At 67.7% G+C, this 17,598-nt stretch carries 14 protein-coding genes; 6 read left to right on the plus strand and 8 right to left on the minus strand.

The window, feature by feature from the left end:
• Nucleotides 1-24 precede the first annotated feature (24 nt).
• Entirely contained in the window at nucleotides 25-819 is a 795-nt protein-coding gene (locus AC2W7G_RS00620; RefSeq protein WP_485866716.1) for an ATP-binding cassette domain-containing protein, read from the plus strand.
• Nucleotides 816-2,042, plus strand: coding sequence for a sugar ABC transporter permease (locus AC2W7G_RS00625; RefSeq protein ID WP_485866717.1), 1,227 nt, complete (start codon nucleotides 816-818; stop codon nucleotides 2,040-2,042). Before AC2W7G_RS00620 ends, AC2W7G_RS00625 begins: the two co-directional genes overlap by 4 nt.
• 86 nt (nucleotides 2,043-2,128) lie before the next feature.
• Here AC2W7G_RS00625 and AC2W7G_RS00630 read toward each other — a convergent pair whose 3' ends face one another.
• Nucleotides 2,129-2,692, minus strand: a complete 564-nt coding sequence (locus tag AC2W7G_RS00630; protein WP_485866718.1) for a Dps family protein — start codon at nucleotides 2,690-2,692, stop codon at nucleotides 2,129-2,131.
• A gap of 41 nt (nucleotides 2,693-2,733) precedes the next feature.
• Entirely contained in the window at nucleotides 2,734-6,231 is a 3,498-nt protein-coding gene (locus AC2W7G_RS00635) for an EAL domain-containing protein (RefSeq protein ID WP_485866730.1), read from the minus strand.
• 27 nt (nucleotides 6,232-6,258) lie between these two features.
• On the opposite strand from AC2W7G_RS00635, the gene nrdR reads away from it, so the two are divergent.
• From nrdR to AC2W7G_RS00650, 3 genes are all read left to right on the plus strand, one after another.
• Entirely contained in the window at nucleotides 6,259-6,768 is a 510-nt protein-coding gene (gene nrdR, locus AC2W7G_RS00640) for a transcriptional regulator NrdR (RefSeq protein ID WP_485866719.1), read from the plus strand.
• Nucleotides 6,769-6,837: 69 nt separating this feature from the next.
• Complete coding sequence (locus AC2W7G_RS00645; protein WP_485866720.1) at nucleotides 6,838-9,717, plus strand: vitamin B12-dependent ribonucleotide reductase; 2,880 nt, start codon at nucleotides 6,838-6,840, stop codon at nucleotides 9,715-9,717.
• Between the two features lie 108 nt (nucleotides 9,718-9,825).
• Nucleotides 9,826-11,139 carry a DNA cytosine methyltransferase gene (locus AC2W7G_RS00650; protein ID WP_485866721.1) on the plus strand — a complete coding sequence of 438 codons (1,314 nt, stop codon included), beginning with the start codon at nucleotides 9,826-9,828 and terminating at the stop codon, nucleotides 11,137-11,139.
• On the opposite strand, the gene AC2W7G_RS00655 is transcribed toward AC2W7G_RS00650, so the two are convergent.
• The 6 genes from AC2W7G_RS00655 to AC2W7G_RS00680 are packed head-to-tail and all read right to left on the minus strand — an operon-like array spanning nucleotide 11,099 to nucleotide 17,221.
• On the minus strand, nucleotides 11,099-11,554 hold the full coding sequence (locus AC2W7G_RS00655) for a very short patch repair endonuclease (protein ID WP_485866722.1): 456 nt from the start codon (nucleotides 11,552-11,554) through the stop codon (nucleotides 11,099-11,101). The two genes, AC2W7G_RS00650 and AC2W7G_RS00655, sit on opposite strands and share 41 nt — an antisense overlap.
• Nucleotides 11,551-11,772: a hypothetical protein gene (locus tag AC2W7G_RS00660; RefSeq protein ID WP_485866723.1), complete on the minus strand. Its 222-nt coding sequence runs from the start codon at nucleotides 11,770-11,772 to the stop codon at nucleotides 11,551-11,553. The genes AC2W7G_RS00655 and AC2W7G_RS00660 overlap by 4 nt, the downstream gene beginning before the upstream one ends.
• A gap of 59 nt (nucleotides 11,773-11,831) precedes the next feature.
• Entirely contained in the window at nucleotides 11,832-12,704 is an 873-nt protein-coding gene (locus AC2W7G_RS00665; protein WP_485866724.1) for a hypothetical protein, read from the minus strand.
• Entirely contained in the window at nucleotides 12,697-13,806 is a 1,110-nt protein-coding gene (locus AC2W7G_RS00670) for a hypothetical protein (protein WP_485866725.1), read from the minus strand. The genes AC2W7G_RS00665 and AC2W7G_RS00670 overlap by 8 nt, the downstream gene beginning before the upstream one ends.
• Entirely contained in the window at nucleotides 13,799-15,841 is a 2,043-nt protein-coding gene (locus AC2W7G_RS00675) for a Z1 domain-containing protein (protein ID WP_485866726.1), read from the minus strand. Before AC2W7G_RS00675 ends, AC2W7G_RS00670 begins: the two co-directional genes overlap by 8 nt.
• On the minus strand, nucleotides 15,842-17,221 hold the full coding sequence (locus AC2W7G_RS00680; protein WP_485866727.1) for a DNA-directed RNA polymerase subunit alpha C-terminal domain-containing protein: 1,380 nt from the start codon (nucleotides 17,219-17,221) through the stop codon (nucleotides 15,842-15,844). It lies immediately after the preceding gene.
• Between the two features lie 67 nt (nucleotides 17,222-17,288).
• On the opposite strand from AC2W7G_RS00680, the gene AC2W7G_RS00685 reads away from it, so the two are divergent.
• Nucleotides 17,289-17,598: hypothetical protein (locus AC2W7G_RS00685; protein WP_485866728.1), on the plus strand; the 310-nt coding region annotated here is incomplete at its 3' end.

Consider the following 17,598-nt stretch of genomic DNA (forward strand, 5'->3'; position numbering starts at 1 on the left):
TCCCTCACACAGAAGGTCTCTGTCATGACCACCACCCCAGCCCCGGTGCTGTCCCTCAAGGGCATCGGCAAGCGGTTCGGCGCCGTGCAGGCGCTCGCGGACGTCGACTTCGACGTCCGACCCGGCGAGGTCGTCGCCCTGGTCGGCGACAACGGCGCCGGCAAGTCGACGCTCGTCAAGATCATGTCCGGCGTCTACCAGCCCGACGAGGGCGAGATCGTCTTCGACGGCAGGACGGTGAACATCCCCGGCCCGAAGGCGGCCCAGGAGCTCGGCATCGCGACCGTGTTCCAGGACCTCGCGCTGGCCGACAACCTCGACGTCGTCGCCAACCTCTACCTCGGTCAGGAGCTCGCCTCCGGCGGCACCCTCGACGAGGTCGAGATGGAGAAGAACAGCTGGGCCCTGCTGCGCCAGCTCTCGGCCAAGATCCCCTCGGTGCGCATCCCGATCGCGTCGCTGTCCGGCGGCCAGCGCCAGACCGTCGCCATCGCGCGCAGCCTGGTGGGCAACCCCAAGGTCGTCATGCTCGACGAGCCGACCGCCGCGCTGGGCGTCGCCCAGACCGCCGAGGTGCTCAACCTGGTCGAGCGCCTGCGCGAGAACGGCCTCGGCGTCGTGCTCATCACCCACAACATGGCCGACGTCCAGGCCGTGGCCGACCGCATCTACGTCCTGCGTCTGGGCCGCAACGGTGCGGAGTTCCACATCGACGACGTCTCGACCGACAAGCTCGTCGCCGCGATCACCGGCGCGTCCGACAACGCGGTGTCGCTGCGCGCCCGCCGCACCACGACCCCGAAGGGAGCCGAGGCATGAGCTTCGCCGACAAGACCGACGAGCGCCTCGTCGAGGACTCCTCGCCCAAGGCTCTGCTGTCCGGCTTCGTCCGCCGGATGAAGTCCGGTGACCTGGGCATGGTCCCGGTCATCGTGGGCCTCATCATCATCTGGATCGTCTTCTACGCCCAGAACGAGCGCTTCCTGTCCTCGCGCAACCTGGTCGAGCTGCTGCTCTCGTCCGCGGCGACCGGCATGATCTCGGTCGGCGTCATCCTCGTGCTGCTGCTCGGCGAGATCGACCTGTCGGTCGGCTCGGTCAGCGGCCTGGGCGGCTCGATCATGGCCGTGCTGATGGTCTACCACGGGTGGGCGCTGGTGCCGGCGATCGCCGTCGCGCTGGCCGCCGGCCTGGCGATCGGCGTGCTGTACGGCCTGCTGTTCACCCGCTTCGGTGTCCCGAGCTTCGTCATCACCCTGGCCGGCCTGCTGGCCTTCCTGGGCCTGCAGCTGGTCGTCCTGGGCTCCAACGGCACGGTGAACCTGCCCAGCGACTCCTGGCTGATCGAGTTCGCGAACTTCAAGTTCCTGTCGCCGCTGGCGTCGTACGTCCTGGCCGTCCTGGCCGGCGTGGCGTACTTCCTCGGCCGGTTCCGCACCATCAGCAAGCGCCGCGCGGCGAACCTGTCCGCTCCCTCGGTGCTCAGCGTCGCCATCCGCGCCGCCCTCATCGTCGCCGGCCTGGCCTTCGCCGCGTCGTACCTGAACGTCGACCGCGGCATCGGCTGGATGCCGCTGCTGTGGATCCTGGTGATCGTCCTGATGGACCAGGTGATCCGCAAGACCCGCTGGGGTCGTCACGTCTTCGCCGTCGGCGGCAACGAGGAGGCCTCGCGCCGCTCGGGCATCCGGGTCAACTGGATCTACGTGTCGGTGTTCGCGCTGACGTCGTTCTTCGCGACGTTCGGCGGCGTGCTGGCCGCGGCCCGTCTGCAGTCGGTGGCCCAGTCCAGCGGCGGCGGCGACACCAACCTCATGGCGATCGCCGCGGCGGTCATCGGCGGCGTCAGCCTCTTCGGCGGTCGTGGCTCGATGTACGCGGCGCTGTTCGGCATGCTCGTGCTGCAGTCGATCACCAGCGGCCTGAACCTCGTCGGCGTGGACGCCGAGGTGCGCTACATGGTCACCGGTGCGGTGCTGCTGCTCGCGGTCACCATCGACTCGCTGTCGCGCCGGGCGCGTCGCAGCAGCGGACGCGGCTAGCCGCTCCCGCCACACAGACCACGGCGGCGGTCGCGACCCGAGGGAGGGGGCGACCGCGCCGTGCTGCGTGCGGGGGAGGGTGACCGTCAGTCGGCGGCCTCGCTGGCCGCGACGGCCGCGGTGATCTCGCCGTCGGCCTCGGCGGTCGAGAGCTGACCGCCGGCGTTCTCGAGGTGGGCGCGGACGAACCAGTGGAACAGCTCCAGCTGGCGGGCCTGGGCGATGATGAGGTCCTCGGTCATCGGGTCGATGTCCGAGACCGCCTCCTGCGCCTTGCGGTGGTCGGCGATGAGGCCCTGGTAGACCTCGTCGAGCGCGCCCAGGTGCTCGTTCGTGGTGCCGCGGCCGATCGAGTAGTCGTCCCACGTGCGGCCCGCGACGATGGCGCTCGGCGTGCCCTGGGGGGCGACGCCCAGCGTGGCGATGCGCTCGGCGGTCTCGTCGACCATCGCGCGGACCTCGTCGACGTGGGGGTCGATCATCTCGTGCACGGCGATGAAGTGCGGACCCACGACGTTCCAGTGGACGTGCTTGAGGGTCAGCTGCAGGTCGTTCAGCGCGTTGAGACGGTCCTGGAGGATGCCGGCGACCTTCTGGCCCTCGGCCGTGGTCAGACCCGGGACGGTGTACTGGGGAGTGTCGGTAGCCATGTCCCTCAACCTAGCCAGGGCCTCGGGCGTCGCAACCCGAGTCAGGAGCCGGTGACGGGGCCCACGTCGTGGCGCCGGACGAACGTCCGCTCGCGCGCCGCCTGCTCGGGCGAGACCGCCTTGCTCCACAGCCACCCCTGGCCCAGCCGGCAGCCGTGCTCGCGCAGGACGGCCGCGTGGGCCTCGGTCTCGACGCCCTCGGCCACCAGCGCCAGGTCCAGGGTGCGGGCCAGCTGCAGCACCGAGGCGACGATCGCCAGCGAGTGCTGGTCGTCGGTCACGCCGGCCACGAACCCGCGGTCGATCTTGAGCATCGTCACCGGCAGGTCGCGCAGGTAGGCCAGCGAGCTGTAGCCGGTGCCGAAGTCGTCCACGGCCAGCTGGAAGTGCTGGGTGCGCAGCCGGTTGAGCAGCGCGATGGCGACCTCGGGGTCGGCCATGATCGCGCTCTCGGTGAGCTCCAGCACGACCTGGCGCGGGTCCAGGCCGTGGTGGGCGGCGCGCTCGATGACGTACGCGTCGAGCGTCTCGTCGGCCAGGCTGCGTCCGGAGAGGTTGACCGCGACGTACGCGTCCGGGGGCAGCACGCCCTCGGCCCGCATGCGCGCCACGTCGGCGAACGAGCGCTCCAGCGCCCGGCGGTCCAGGTGCGGGGCCAGGCCCAGGGACTCGGCCAGGTCGATGAACCGCTGCGCCGGCACGGGTCCGTGCTCGGGGTGGTTCCAGCGCGAGAGCGCCTCGACGCCCACGACGCGTCCGTCGGCCAGGTCGACGACCGGCTGGTAGGCCATCTCGATCTCGTCGGCGGCGAGCGCGGCGCGCAGGTCCGCCCCGAGCACGTAGCGCTCGCGGCTGTGGTGCTCGAGCGCGGCGTCGAAGACCCGCAGACGTCCGCGTCCGGCGGTCTTGGCCGCGTACATCGCGGTGTCGGCGTAGCGCAGCAGGTCCTCGGCCGAGCCGGCCGGCGAGAGCGCGATGCCGATCGAGCCGCCGATGGTGATGTGCGCGTCGTCGACCACGTACGGCTCCTGCAGGGCCTCCAGGGCGCGGGTGGCGACGGCTCGTGCGCCCGTCTCGTCGGTGTCCTGCAGCAGGAGACGAACTCGTCGCCGCCGAAGCGGGCGACCGTGTCGTGGACGCCGGCGATAGACGCCAGCCGGTGCGCGACCGCCACCAGCACCTCGTCGCCGACGCCGTGCCCGCGGGCGTCGTTGACGTCCTTGAACAGGTCGAGGTCGACGAACAGCACGGCGACCCCCTCCTGGCGCCGCTCGAGCGCGTCCTCGATGCGGTCCATGAGCAGGGATCGGTTCGGCAGCCCGGTCAGCGCGTCGTGCTGGGCGGCATGCCAGAGCTCGGCCTCGATGCGCCGGGTCTCGGTGATGTCGGAGACCATCGCCAACGAGCCCTCGGCGGCGCCGTCGGCCGACCGCATGGGGCTGGCCGCGATGCGCAGCCGGCGCAAGCGTCCGTCCGGGTGGCGGTAGGCGACCTCGTAGCGCTCGGACCCGCGGGCCTCGCGCTCGGTGAGCCGCGGGAGCGTCATGCGCGCGGTCTCGGCGTCCATGTAGTCCCACACCGGCGCGGCGTACAGCTGCTCCAGCGAGAAGCCGACCAGCGAGGCGAGCCGCGCGTTGGCGTAGAGGGTGCGGCCGTCGTGCGCGATGACCCAGATGCCCTCGTCGGCGAGGTCGGCGATCATCCGGTGTCGCGCCTCGCTGCGCTCCAGGGCCTCCTGCGCCTCCATCTCGTCGGTGACGTCGCGCATGGTCGAGACGATGCCGCCGATGGGCGTGTCGGTGAGGTTCGTGGACGTCTGCTCGAGCCAGACGACCTCGCCGTCGTCGCGCACCGCACGGAAGCGGAACGTCAAGGTGGACTCGGTGGTCGTGATGCGGCGCCAGGCGTCGCGCACCAGCCCGGCGTCGTCGGGGTGGGCGAACTGAGCGACGTCGGCGATCCGCCCGCCGAGCTGGTAGTGGTCCAGCCGCGGCGCGTTGGGCGAGGTGTAGAGGATGTCGAGGTCGGGCGTCACGATGGCGATGAGCTGGTCGCCGCGCTCGGCGAGCGTCTCGAACAGCCCTTGCAGCTCCTCCCGGCGGCGCTCGCTGGCGTGCAGGGCGCGCTGGTCCTCCAGCACCGACGCGTACCCGAGCAGCTCGCCGGACGTCGAGCGCAGCGCCGTGCCGCTGACCAGCACCGGCACGGCCGACCCGTCGGCGTGGCCCAGCACGCGGAAGACGCGCTTCTCCGTGCGTCCGACGGGCACGTACGCGTCCAGCTCGACGCCGCCGGTGCCCGGGTCGGACTCGTGCAGGAAGTCGTCCGGCGTGCGTCCGACGATCTCCTCGCGCGGGCGCCCGAGCAGGGTGCAGTAGGCCTGGTTGACGTCGAGGTAGCGGAAGGACGGGTCGGTCACGGCCTGGGGGAGCAGGCTCTGCTCGAACCGGGCCCGGTACTGCGCCTCCTCCTCGGCGCGCAGCTCCTCCTGGTGCTTCTTGTCGCCGATGTCGACCGCGCTGCCCATGATGCCGCCGACCGACGGCTCGTGGCGCAGGTCGGTGAGCGTGGAGCGGGTCCAGACCGGGGTGCCGTCGGCGCGCAGCAGGCGCGTCTCGTAGACCAGCTGGCGGCGCCCGTCGCGGACCGCGGCGAAGGCGGCGAGGGCGGCGTCCACGTCGTCGGGGTGGATGAAGTCGGTGGCGGGGCGGCCACGGACCCGCTCGACGTCCCAGCCGAACCGCGCGACGAGGGCGGACGTGGCGAACGTGATGCGCCCGGCGTCGTCCATGAGCCACATGACGTCCGAGGAGTTGGCGGCCAGCACCTGCACGCGCTCGGCGAACTGCTGGAGCGCGAAGTAGCGGCTCAGCGACTCGGTCTCGTCGGCCAGCACGACCTGGCGCTCGTCGTCCACGCCGGGCGTCCAGGCCATGACGACGTGCTGGAGCGCGCCGTCGTGGGGTCGGCGCATGGTGAGCCGGGCGTAGCCGAACCGCTCGGGGGAGGCGAGGATCTGGCGCAGCTGCTCCAGGTCGCGCTCGCCGGCCACGAAGTCGGCCAGGTGGCGCCCGACGACGTACGGCGCCGGCACCTCGGTGGTGTCGGTGAACGTGGACCCCACGCGCACGATCCGGCCGTCCCGGTCGAGCACGAGGGACGTGAAGGGGGCGCGCTCGTGCTCGGGCAGGCGCTCGCGCGGTCCGGTCATCGGATCCCCCCTCCCCAGGACATGCGCACAGGTTAAGCGACCCGGTCCGTCCGCGCGGGCGTTCGCGGCGTTCGGGCGGAACCGGGTGTGGCGTGGGGCACCACCGGGACGCCTGCGGCCCGCCGTTCCGGGCGTGTCGCGGACCGGCCGGCGACCGATGTCGGTGGGTCCTGCGAAGGTGCTTGCACGGGCCGGGACGAAGGCGTACGGTTCCCCTACATCTAGTAGTTACACGGGTGTAGTTCTCCACATCTAGTTCCACAGAAGTGGTCGATCCACCCACAGGAAGCGCCGTGTTCCACAGCGGGACGCACAGCTTCGTCCACATCGACGACGACACCGAAGGAGCCCGCTCGTGCACTGCCCGTTCTGCCAGCACAGCGACACCAAGGTGCTCGACAGCCGCATCGCCGACGAGGGCGCGTCCATCCGGCGTCGCCGCACCTGCGCGGCGTGCGAGAAGCGCTTCACCACCATCGAGCAGATGCAGCTCATGGTCGTGAAGCGCTCGGGCGCGACCGAGCCGTTCGTGCGCGAGAAGGCCGTCGCGGGCGTCGCGAAGGCCTGCAAGGGACGTCCGGTCTCGGCCGACGACCTGGCCCGGCTCGGCCAGCAGGTCGAGCAGACCCTGCGGGCGTCCGGCTGCGCCGAGGTGCCCGCCCACGAGGTCGGCCTGGCCGTCCTCGAGCCGCTCAAGGCGCTCGACGAGGTCGCGTACCTGCGCTTCGCCAGCGTCTACAAGGCCTTCGACTCCGCGGACGACTTCGCGGCCGAGATCGCCAGCCTCATGGCCGCCTCGGCCGACGGCGAGCTCGCCGAGACCGCCGGGTCGAACGCGAAATCTCCCGGCCCCGCAGGTTGTTGAACCTGTCGGGCCACCTGACCACCTAGTACCACCCCCACCCACCGCACCGCAGCACACGAGGAGCACTCCATGACGGAGACCGTCAGCGGCCAGACCGGCCCCCGCCGCGCCAAGGGGAAGGCCAAGGGCCTGACCATCGAGCGCGTCTACACCACCGAGGGCGTGCACCCGTACGACGCCGTCACGTGGGAGCGTCGCGACGTCGTCCAGACCAACTGGAAGACCGGCGAGAACGTCTTCGAGCAGCGTGGCGTGGAGTTCCCCGACTTCTGGAGCCTCAACGCCTCCACGATCGTCACCACCAAGTACTTCCGCGGCGCCGTCGGCTCGCCCGAGCGCGAGTCCAGCCTCAAGCAGCTGCTCGACCGCGTCGTGCTGACCTACGTCAAGGCCGGCAAGGACCACGGCTACTTCGCCTCCGACGAGGACGCCGAGGTCTTCGAGCACGAGCTGACGCACATGCTGCTCCACCAGGTGTTCAGCTTCAACAGCCCGGTGTGGTTCAACGTGGGCACCTCGAGCCCGCAGCAGGTCAGCGCCTGCTTCATCCTCGCCGTCGACGACTCGATGGACTCGATCCTGAACTGGTACCGCGAGGAGGGCCTGATCTTCAAGGGCGGCTCCGGTGCCGGCCTCAACCTCTCGCGCATCCGCTCGTCCAAGGAGCTGCTGCGCTCCTCGGGCGGCACCGCCTCCGGCCCGGTCTCGTTCATGCGCGGTGCGGACGCGTCGGCCGGCACCATCAAGTCCGGCGGCGCCACGCGTCGTGCGGCCAAGATGGTCGTCCTGGACGTCGACCACCCCGACATCGAGGAGTTCGTCGAGACCAAGGAGCGCGAGGAGGAGAAGATCCGCGTCCTGCGCGACGCCGGCTTCGACATGGACCTCGGTGGTTCGGACATCACCTCGGTCCAGTACCAGAACGCCAACAACTCGGTCCGCGTCAACGACGAGTTCATGCGCGCGGTCGAGGAGGGCACCGACTTCGGCCTGCGCGCCCGCACCACCGGCGAGGTCATCGAGAGCATCGACGCCCGCGACCTGTGGGGCAAGATCGCCAAGGCCGCCTGGGCCTGCGCCGACCCCGGCATCCAGTACGACTCGACCATCAACGACTGGCACACCACGCCCGAGGCCGGCCGCATCACCGCGTCCAACCCGTGCTCGGAGTACATGCACCTGGACAACTCCAGCTGCAACCTGGCCAGCCTCAACCTGCTCAAGTTCCTCGAGGACGACGGCAGCTTCGCGGTCGAGCGCTTCGTCAAGAGCGTCGAGCTGATCATCACCGCGATGGACATCTCCATCTGCTTCGCCGACTTCCCGACCGAGGCGATCGGCGAGACCACCAAGGCCTTCCGCCAGCTGGGCATCGGCTACGCGAACCTGGGCGCGCTGCTCATGGCCTCGGGCCTGGCGTACGACTCCGACGGCGGCCGCGCGCTGGCCGCGTCGATCACGTCGCTGATGACCGGCACGTCCTACCGCCGCTCGGCCGAGCTGGCCGGCGTCGTCGGCCCGTACGACGGCTACGCGCAGAACAAGGACGGCCACACCCGCGTCATGCGCAAGCACCTCGCGGCCAACGACGACGTCCGCACGATGCACGCGATGGACATCGCCGTGCACCGCGAGGCCACCAAGCAGTGGGCCGAGAACCTGAAGATCGGTGAGAAGGCCGGCTGGCGCAACAGCCAGGCGTCGGTGCTCGCGCCGACCGGCACCATCGGCTTCATGATGGACTGCGACACGACCGGCATCGAGCCGGACTTCTCGCTGGTCAAGTTCAAGAAGCTGGTCGGCGGCGGCTCCATGCAGGTCGTCAACCAGACCGTCCCGGCGGCGCTGAAGAAGCTCGGCTACACGAACGAGACGATCGAGGCGATCGTCGAGTACATCTCCGAGCACGGCCACGTCATCGACGCCCCCGGCCTCAAGACCGAGCACTACGAGGTCTTCGACTGCGCCGTCGGCGAGCGCGCGATCAAGCCCATGGGCCACGTCCGCATGATGGCCGCGACCCAGCCGTTCCTGTCGGGCGCCATCTCCAAGACGGTCAACATGCCCGAGACCTCGACGGTCGAGGAGATCGCCGACGTCTACTTCCAGGGCTGGAAGCTCGGCCTCAAGGCGCTCGCGGTCTACCGCGACAACTGCAAGGTCGGCCAGCCGCTGAGCGACGCCAAGGCCAAGAAGGCCGAGGCGCCCGCCGAGAAGACCGAGGTCAAGACGGTCGTCGTCGAGAAGCCGATCCGTCGTCGCCTGCCCAAGTCGCGCGCGTCGATCACGACGAGCTTCAGCGTCGGTGGCGCCGAGGGCTACATGACCTCGGGCGCGCACGAGAACGGCGAGCTCGGCGAGCTGTTCCTCAAGCTGGGCAAGCAGGGCTCGACCCTGGCCGGCGTGATGGACGCCTTCTCGATCGCGGTCTCGATCGGCCTGCAGTACGGCGTGCCGCTGGAGACCTACGTCCAGAAGTTCACGAACCTCAAGTTCGAGCCCGCCGGCCTGACCGACGACTCGGACGTGCGCATGGCGCAGTCGATCATGGACTACGTCTTCCGCCGCCTGGCGCTGGACTACCTGGACTTCGACACCCGTTCGGCCCTGGGCATCCACTCGGCCGCGGAGCGTCAGCGCTACCTGGACACCGGCTCGCACCAGCCGGTCAGCAACGGCACGACGGCCGCCGAGCTCGTCGAGTCCGCGCCGACCGAGAAGGGCGCCCGGGTCGAGGAGAAGGCCGAAGCTCCCGAGACGCCCGCCGAGGTCGTCGCCGAGACGGCCAAGGCCGCTCCGGCCCAGGCCCACACGTCCGCGGAGCTGCTCGAGGTCATCACCGGTGCGGCGGTCGACAGCCCGCTGTGCATGACCTGCGGCACCAAGATGCGTCCGGCCGGCTCGTGCCACGTCTGCGAGGGCTGCGGCTCGACCAGCGGCTGCAGCTGACCTGAGGCGTCAGGTGGACGAGCCCCGGCCCCGACGGGGCCGGGGCTCGTCCACGGACACGCCCCGCACCAGCCCGTCCCTGTCAGCGTCGACGTCTAGGATTCGAACATGAGCTCGAAGTCGCCCACCTTCACCTTCGTCGACCTCTTCGCCGGCATCGGCGGGTTCCACTACGCGCTGTCCGCCCTTGGTGGCGAGTGCGTCTACGCCTCCGAGATCGACGAGGCCGCCGCGAAGATCTACCAGCACAACTGGGAGATGCCGGTCGCGGGGGACATCATCCCCGAGACCGATCCCGTCGTGAAGGTCCCGGCGCACGACGTGCTGGCCGCGGGCTTCCCGTGCCAGCCGTTCTCCAAGTCGGGCATGCAGCGAGGCATGGACGAGGCGCGCGGCACGTTGTTCTACAACATCTGCAAGATCCTCGAGGAGCACCGACCGTCGCTGGTGCTGCTCGAGAACGTCCGGAACATCGCGGGCCCTCGGCACAAGCACGAGTGGGACGTGATCATCCGCAGCCTGCGCGAGCTCGGCTACCAGGTCTCGTCGACGCCGGCCGTCTTCTCGCCGCACCTGCTGCCGGAGCTGCTCGGAGGGCGCCCGCAGGTCCGTGAGCGTGTGTTCATCGCCGCGACCTACGTCGGCGACGAGACGGCCATGGACGAGGTCGAGCCCGTCGTCACCAACAAGCCGGTGGGCGACTGGGACCCGCAGGCCTGGGACCTGCGCCAGTTCCTCCAGGCCGACGGCGAGATCGAGGGACGGGTCAACTACGAGCTCACCGCCTCGGAGAAGCGCTGGGTCCAGGCGTGGGCGGAGTTCGTCCGTCGCATGCGCGCGGCCGGCGTCCAGAAGCTGCCTGGCTTCCCGATCTGGGTCGATGCGTTCATCCACGCCGACGTCTTCGAGCTGCCGGAAGGACTCCCGGCCTGGAAGGCGAACTTCCTGCGCAGGAACTCCGAGCTCTACACGCAGCACTGCGACCTGATCGACGCCTGGCTGGAGGACTTCGACCAGCTCGAGGGCTTCCCGCCGTCGCGCCGCAAGCTGGAGTGGCAGGCCCAGGACGCTCAGACGCTGGAGGAGTGCATCATGCACTTCCGCCCCTCGGGCATCCGCGTGAAGAAGGCGACGTACGTACCCGCTCTGGTGGCGATCACCCAGACGACCATCCTCGGCAGCCCGCTGCGCCGCATCACGCCTCGCGAGGCGGCCCGGATGCAGGGCCTGCCGGACGAGTTCGAGTTCCCCGGGCAGGCGGACGCCCTCACGTACAAGCAGCTCGGCAACGGCGTGAACGCCGGCGTCGTCTACCACGTGATGCGGCAGCAGATGAAGCGCTCGGGACCGCGCTGGAAGAAGGTCGTTGCCGAGACGCCGTTCAGCGTCGACGAGGTGACCGTCCTGCGACGACGTCGCTGATCAAGGCGGCGGCGGCCATGGGGTCCTCGTGCTCCCAGACCCGCACCACCTGCCAGCCCTGGGACTGCAGCAGGGCGTTCGTGTCAGCGTCGCGGGCCTGGTTGCGAGCGATCTTCCAGTCCCACCACTCGCGGTTGGCCGCCGGGCGAGTCCCGTGCTGCGGGCAACCGTGCCAGAAGCAGCCGTCGACGAACACGGCGACCTTCGCGCGAGTGAAGGCGACGTCGATCCGGCGCCGCCGATTGCCCGGCACGTGCAGCTGAACCCGGTAGCGCATCCCTGCGGCATGCAGCGCACGCCGCAGGGCCAATTCAGGAGCGGTGTCTGTGCGCGCCAGCCGCGACATCTTCGAGCTCAACTCTGAACCCGGCGGAATGCGGTCAGGTTCAGGAGGCGGGGTCGGCGGTTCGGTCATCCGCCGAGGAGGTCGGCGACCGAGCGGCTCACCGCTTCGAGTCCCTCTCGCGTGACGGTGCCGCCACGCGACTCGTAGTTCGCCAACCAGGCACTTCCCGTCGCTTCCACGATCGCTCGCGCCATCTCGGGCTTGGTGAGAGACGACGGCAGCCCGAGGCCCAGGACGTCGTTGATCTGATCGAAAATCTGACGTGGCTCCGTCGAGCCGGTCGACATGTGAGGAACTTCGACTCCGAGGCGAGTCGCGATGTCCCATACGAGGTCGGCTTTGGTTGTCAAAGTTCGGCCGCCTTCAACGTGTCTCGTAGGTGGCCCCAAGTTTCATGCGTCCATTCAGCCCCTACTGGCGCATTTGCGCCCCTCCCCATCAACTCCACCAGCCGCATCCGATCGATCACGAGCAGGGAAGTGCTGAGGAGCTGCCAGTCGTGACCCGAAGCCTGGAAGGTCCCAGGTACGACCAGCATTGGCGTTGGGTCAGTGTCCATTGCCAACCAGCTCGCCCAAAGCCGTACGTCGATGTCGTTTGCCTTGGCGGTGAGGTCGCTCTGAATGGTGCACTGGGCCAGCGCGACCGGGAAACCTGGACGGCCATCAGCGAACTGTCTCCATGCCACGACGTCGACGCCTCCGTCCTTTCGGATCGGCGGCCGGTAACCCCGACCCGGTTCGACGCCCATTCGTTTCGCTAGCCACGCCACGGCGTCGGGGAACGATGCCGGGCGCCCGTGCGCCGAAGGGTAACCGAAACGCAAAGCGTCGCCGCCTGCGCCCCAATAGTTCGACAAGGCTCGCTCTGCAATCAGCTCGAGCAGTTCGGCCATCTGCTGCGTCTCGGCCATGCGAACGGTCTGTCGAGCGACTGAACCTGGAGTCAGGTGGAGAAGAGCGAAGTAGTCCGCGTCCCGGTTCCCGGACCGCAGAACGGCTAAGTCGTTGACCACGAGAGGGTAAGACTTCTGGAGCACCCGGGCGCGGCGACGACAAACCCGAAGGCCGTCTTGGAGCCGGTTTGGTGCGACGCCAAGCTCTTGCTCGGCATGGTCCGCGAGCTTGTCGATGCCAAAATGGCCCGAGTCGCTGACGGCGACGACGGTCTCGATCCAGTCAGCGAGGAGCTCTGCTGTCTTGACCTCAAGATCAGTCACCGTCTGCGTCCTCATCGATCTCCTGCTGGCCTGATCGGATACTCACCAGCAGGGACTCGATATCGTCCAGGAGGTGGCGCACCTCGGCGTCACGCGCGAACTCAGTGATGTCATTGCTGGCGCTGGACAGGGCGGACCTGGCGGTAGTGAGACGCTTCACGAGACTGACCAGGGGATCCAGTCCGGCCGATGCCACTGTCTGCTTGGCCTCTTCGAGACTCTTGCCGCCTCGAAGGGCAGCGAGACCGACATCACTCGCTACGACGTTTCCGAGTTGTGCGATCTGGCGTGAGTCGGAGATTAGCGACTCGCGTTCTTCGTCGCCGAAGATCCACGTGATGACCTCGCTCAACTCGTCTGCCTTTGCAGTGGGAATGGGATCCTGTCCAGGCTTGAGCTGAGAACCAAGTGGAGCGCCGACGTGATCGCGAATCTTCGTGCTGCTCATGGCGACCGTGAGCAGCGAAAACGCTGCCTCGACCTGTGAGGTCTCCAGGCCGAACCGTTCTGCCTGTCGAAGGACCGCCTGATCCCGGTACAGATCGGCGGCCTTGCTCTTGGTGACGCCGATGAGATCAGCTACCTCAGCGATGGTCCTGCCCTCGTCTACGCGGGCGGCGATGTAGCGCGCCTGCATCAAGGGGCGCCACCCGAGTTTCCCCACGACGTGGATGCGTGCGATCTCGGCGTGCGTCGTATCGCGAGTCTCATGGACGACTACTGGCACTTCATCGTCAAGTCGGATCGATCGCTTGGAGGCGAGCGCGTCCCAACGGTCCGGTGCCGAGAAGCCTGCACGGATCTCGGGGCTGGCGAGACCCAAGAGCGCAGTCAGGCGCCGGTTTCCCTCAACGACGATCCAAGCGTCGCTGTGTGTTGCGGAGGGAACAACGATCAACGGTTCGGCACTAAAGTAGCCGAGATCGGCGATCGACTGTGCCACGGCGTACGCGTCGAATCCCATCTCCAGCAGCTGCGCCAGCTCGAGGTTGTCCTTGCCGCGGTGGTTTTCGGGAACCCGGGGATTCTCGGGGTCGAGACGTAGGCTGTGAAGCGGAAGTTGAGTGACGGAACCCGGACTGGTGGAAATTGTTCTAGACATCGGTCGCCTTTCTTATGACGAGGCCAGATCCTGCGTGGATCGCCAGGGTTAAGGACTCCTGGGCTTCATTGCGCGGGCGTACTCGGTGTACCTGCAGGACGAGTTGATCTGGTTTTTCCTCAAGCCCTAGCACTCGCTGGTCACCGGGGTAGAAGGAACCGTCGGGCTGGGGCCTGAGGTCGCGGCCCTGGAACAGGTTGATGAACCCGGTCTCTCGGCTCCACTTCCGCTCGCGAGGCGCCCCGCCTGTCGAGCGGGCGTCCTCCATCAGCATCAGCGTCGCGGTTCGCGCGCGTTCAAAAACCCGCTGAGCAGCCAGCACGAGTTGATCGTGGATCCAACCAGGACTGTAGTCCGGGCGGCGCCAGGACGTCAGTAGTCGCTCGAACGTGCTCCAGTCGTCGAGCGTCAGCGTGCGAAGGTGGAGACGCCCGTGGTCCACGTGCGGCGCGGCATCCAGGCCTACCTCTGAAAGAAGTACCCAATTGGCATCCAGCGCCTCTTGGCTGCGATCGACCATTCTCAGCTGGTGCCATCCCAGGCCCATGGTGGAGAGTGCACTGACGACCGACGCCCTGGTGGGTTTCATTCCGTCAGGAAGGATGAGGCCGATTTCGTTCGCCCACGAATGCACCGATCCGCCGGCCTCGACATGGTCGCGCAAACGAGCGCGAAGGTCCTCTTCCGTGTGCACGATGCCAGTCAACGAGCTGACAGTTCGTTTGCTGGCGAAGAACTGGCAGTAGGGGAGAAGGTCGGCGCGGTATCCGAAGGCACGGGCACGCTGCTCTAGGGTGTCGACCTGGGGGCTGGCCGGACGATTCATGTAGGTGACCGTCAAGCCCTCGACGGTGAAGCCCCGATCAAGCTTGTTCCCGCCCACCAGGATATGGATCGGGCTCACGTGCCAATCCACGCGGTTCACGTCCGCGGCACTGTTGACCAGCCAGAGCACCGCCTCGTTCACCACGTACGAAACCTGTCGGACGAATGTCTCGTCGTCGACGTCGGGTGCGCCGTTCTCGACGATCCGGCGACGCTCTTCCTGGATGTCTTCCGGAACCGACTCGACCGTGTCCAGCACAGCATTCCGCCACGACTCAAGCTGGCGACGGATCAACAGCTCATACCGGGCCTGCACGTCGTTCCGCGCTGTCGAGTGGACCAGCATGCTGATCGGGGGTGCGCTGCGGTCATGGACCAGAAGTAGGGCAGAGCCCGCGATGAAGGCGCAGAGTGCCTTGTGAAGACTCGTCTGAAGTTGGAGCGGAGGTGTTTTCGAGGACTGTTCATCGAGGAGTGGAACGTTCCGGACAACGCGACGGGCATTGTCGATGAAGAACTGCTTTCCTCCCGTGTAACCGGGCCCGGGGGTGAGGAACTCGACGTGATCAGGGCTGAGGGCATCCGCGGCATCAAGAAGGAGCGGAGCGTATGGAGTAGCGGTGTACTGCACGTAGAGGTGACAGGGAACTGCCTCCCGCAGGGTTCGAATCGCCGCGTAGGTCTTGCTTTCCGACTCCCTGCTTGTGTTGAGCGATGCCTGGTCAGCCTCGTCGTCCACGATCAGTACGGACGTCCCGGCGGGGAGTTTCGCAAGTTGTTCGGCGGCAGCGTTGATCCGCCCCGCATGCTTGAGAAGAGGGACGAGGCACACCCTTCCAAGTTCCACGAAACGCGACAATTTCTTGCCTGCCGCGGAGCCGGCGGGATTCGTCTCGCTGATCCATACATAGTCCGCACGGGTGGCGACGCCGAGCGCGCCTTCGAGGCGGGCCCGGTTTTGTTCCAGCAGCAAGTTGGTGGAGCCGAGCAGCGCGACGATGACGCTATAACCGCGGTCCGCAGCGGCAGCCGCCAAAGCGGTGATGGACGTCGTCTTGCCTGACTGGACGTAGCCCAGCGCAAGCACCGTCTCGCCTCCAGCACCCGTGCTCCGGGACAAGATGGAGTTCGCAGAGTCCCAGATCCGAGCCCGCGTGCCTTCATCCAAGTTCTGCTGGAGCAGTTCGTCCAGGCGTTCGACCTCATTCATTTAGTCCCTGCTTTCAGCAGCCGCGATTTTGATGTCGTTCCAGCTACCCAGTCGGTTCCGCAAAGTCTGAAATGAGGGGCCGTCGGGGACATGCGCGTTCTTCCAGGCGTCGAACTGCGTTGCGCTTCCTGGGGAGTCGGGATCGGCCATGTACCGAGAGACGATTTGAAGCAGGTCTGCGTCAGTCCAGCGAGAGTTGTACTCGCGATGCGCGCGACCGGGTTCGACGCCCGCCCGAAGGCACGCCTCGCTCCAAGACCCGTAGATCTGGCTGACTCGGGGCACGGAGGGGCCCTCGATTTGTCCCACCGCGATCAGTCCCGCGTACCCCTTGGTCGTCAACGGAAATTCGTACAACGCTGCCTCCCGAAGCGCGTCCAAGACTTGCTCGTCGCTCCACCTGCGCGCGGCCGGGTGAGCACCACTTAGTCTCAGATGACGAATTTCAGCGGGCCACGCCCTGCCGATGAATGCGACCTCGATTCCCGTGCTTACGGCTACGGCTGCCGTCGTCGAGGGCCCATGCTGAGAGACGTACTCGCGGATCCTTCGCGCGGCGTCCTCGGCTTTCCTGGATTCCGCTTCCTCGCGAAGGCGGGACTGCTCGGCGCGAACGGCAGCGCTAGACGGCCCGCCGTATTGCTTGAGCAGTTGTCGAACCCGCTCTCGCGTAAGTTCAAAGGAAGAGGCAATCTCCTGCAGTGTGCGCCCGGCGAGTCGCAACTCGATCATCTTGGTTACGTGATCAGGGACAGGCCGAATCACCTCCATCCCTTCCTCGAGGTGCGCGTACTGATCGGTGCCGCGCAGTCGTTTAACGGCAGAGCTTTTGTGCTTGTGGAGGCGATCGAGGGCCCGACGAATGGCTCGATCGGCAACTTCCTGATCCAAAGAACGACGAACGACGACTGCGATATCCGTGAACTCGAACGGTGTGCGGGGAGTCTGCGAGAGATAAGTCGAGATCACATCCGCCACGTCTTCGTCCGAAGCCGACGTCTTAGGGTACTGGTGCTCTCGGATGAACGCCTCATCGCGGCAAGATGGGCGGATGCGACGGACCTCAAGAAGACACTTCTGACCGAAGTGCCTGATGCCGAGCAACTGTTCGTCACTCCAAAATGTCAGATCGAGCACGGTTGTGATTCCGACGGATCGGAGACAATTGATCGTTCGAACCGACAACCCCAACTGGGGAGCTTCGATAGAGACAGCGCGCGCGCTCTCCGCGACGGGTCGTGAGGTACTTCCCAAAGGTCGTGCTCCTACTGGGCCGGGTATTGCACGACTGTAACTTCCCGCGCGTTCGGTGTCTGCCAATCTCGCCGTCGGGTGTCGACGTGTGGCGGCATCCCTGCCTAAGAACTCCCTCACGCACATTTCATGTTGGCCTCATCACAGATGGGCAGGCTCAGCAGTGACCCGATCCGATCGAGGAGGAGCCCGCATGAGCTGGACCGCCAAGGGAGGCCTGGCCGCGCTGAGCACGGCCGCCGTCCTGGGGACCGCCGGCGTGACCGTCGCGGTCGCCGGGGAGAGCGACGAGACGCGCATCGACACGTCGCCGGTCACCCAGACGCCGACGCCCCCGACCGAGGACGCCCCGGACGGCCTGGCGCTGCGGATCACGGCCGTGCTCGACGCTGCGCTCAACCGCACCGCACGCCTCACCGACCAGTACGAGGCCTGGCAGCTGCGCGCCGCGGCCGCGAAGCAGGAGCAGGCCCAGGCCCGACGGGCCGCTGCAGGCTCGCGAC

Source organism: Aeromicrobium sp. PFPM2_SD2, from assembly GCF_057364525.1.

Coding starts and splice junctions, on each gene's coding strand:
- AC2W7G_RS00620 (WP_485866716.1), top strand. CDS start 25: ATGACCACCACCCCAGCCCCGGTGCTGTCCCTCAAGGGCATCGGCAAG.
- AC2W7G_RS00625 (WP_485866717.1), top strand. CDS start 816: ATGAGCTTCGCCGACAAGACCGACGAGCGCCTCGTCGAGGACTCCTCG.
- AC2W7G_RS00630 (WP_485866718.1), bottom strand. CDS start 2,692: ATGGCTACCGACACTCCCCAGTACACCGTCCCGGGTCTGACCACGGCC.
- AC2W7G_RS00635 (WP_485866730.1), bottom strand. CDS start 6,231: ATGTGGACGAAGCTGTGCGTCCCGCTGTGGAACACGGCGCTTCCTGTG.
- AC2W7G_RS00645 (WP_485866720.1), top strand. CDS start 6,838: ATGACGGAGACCGTCAGCGGCCAGACCGGCCCCCGCCGCGCCAAGGGG.
- AC2W7G_RS00650 (WP_485866721.1), top strand. CDS start 9,826: ATGAGCTCGAAGTCGCCCACCTTCACCTTCGTCGACCTCTTCGCCGGC.
- AC2W7G_RS00655 (WP_485866722.1), bottom strand. CDS start 11,554: ATGACCGAACCGCCGACCCCGCCTCCTGAACCTGACCGCATTCCGCCG.
- AC2W7G_RS00660 (WP_485866723.1), bottom strand. CDS start 11,772: ATGTCGACCGGCTCGACGGAGCCACGTCAGATTTTCGATCAGATCAAC.
- AC2W7G_RS00670 (WP_485866725.1), bottom strand. CDS start 13,806: ATGTCTAGAACAATTTCCACCAGTCCGGGTTCCGTCACTCAACTTCCG.
- AC2W7G_RS00675 (WP_485866726.1), bottom strand. CDS start 15,841: ATGAATGAGGTCGAACGCCTGGACGAACTGCTCCAGCAGAACTTGGAT.
- AC2W7G_RS00680 (WP_485866727.1), bottom strand. CDS start 17,221: ATGTGCGTGAGGGAGTTCTTAGGCAGGGATGCCGCCACACGTCGACAC.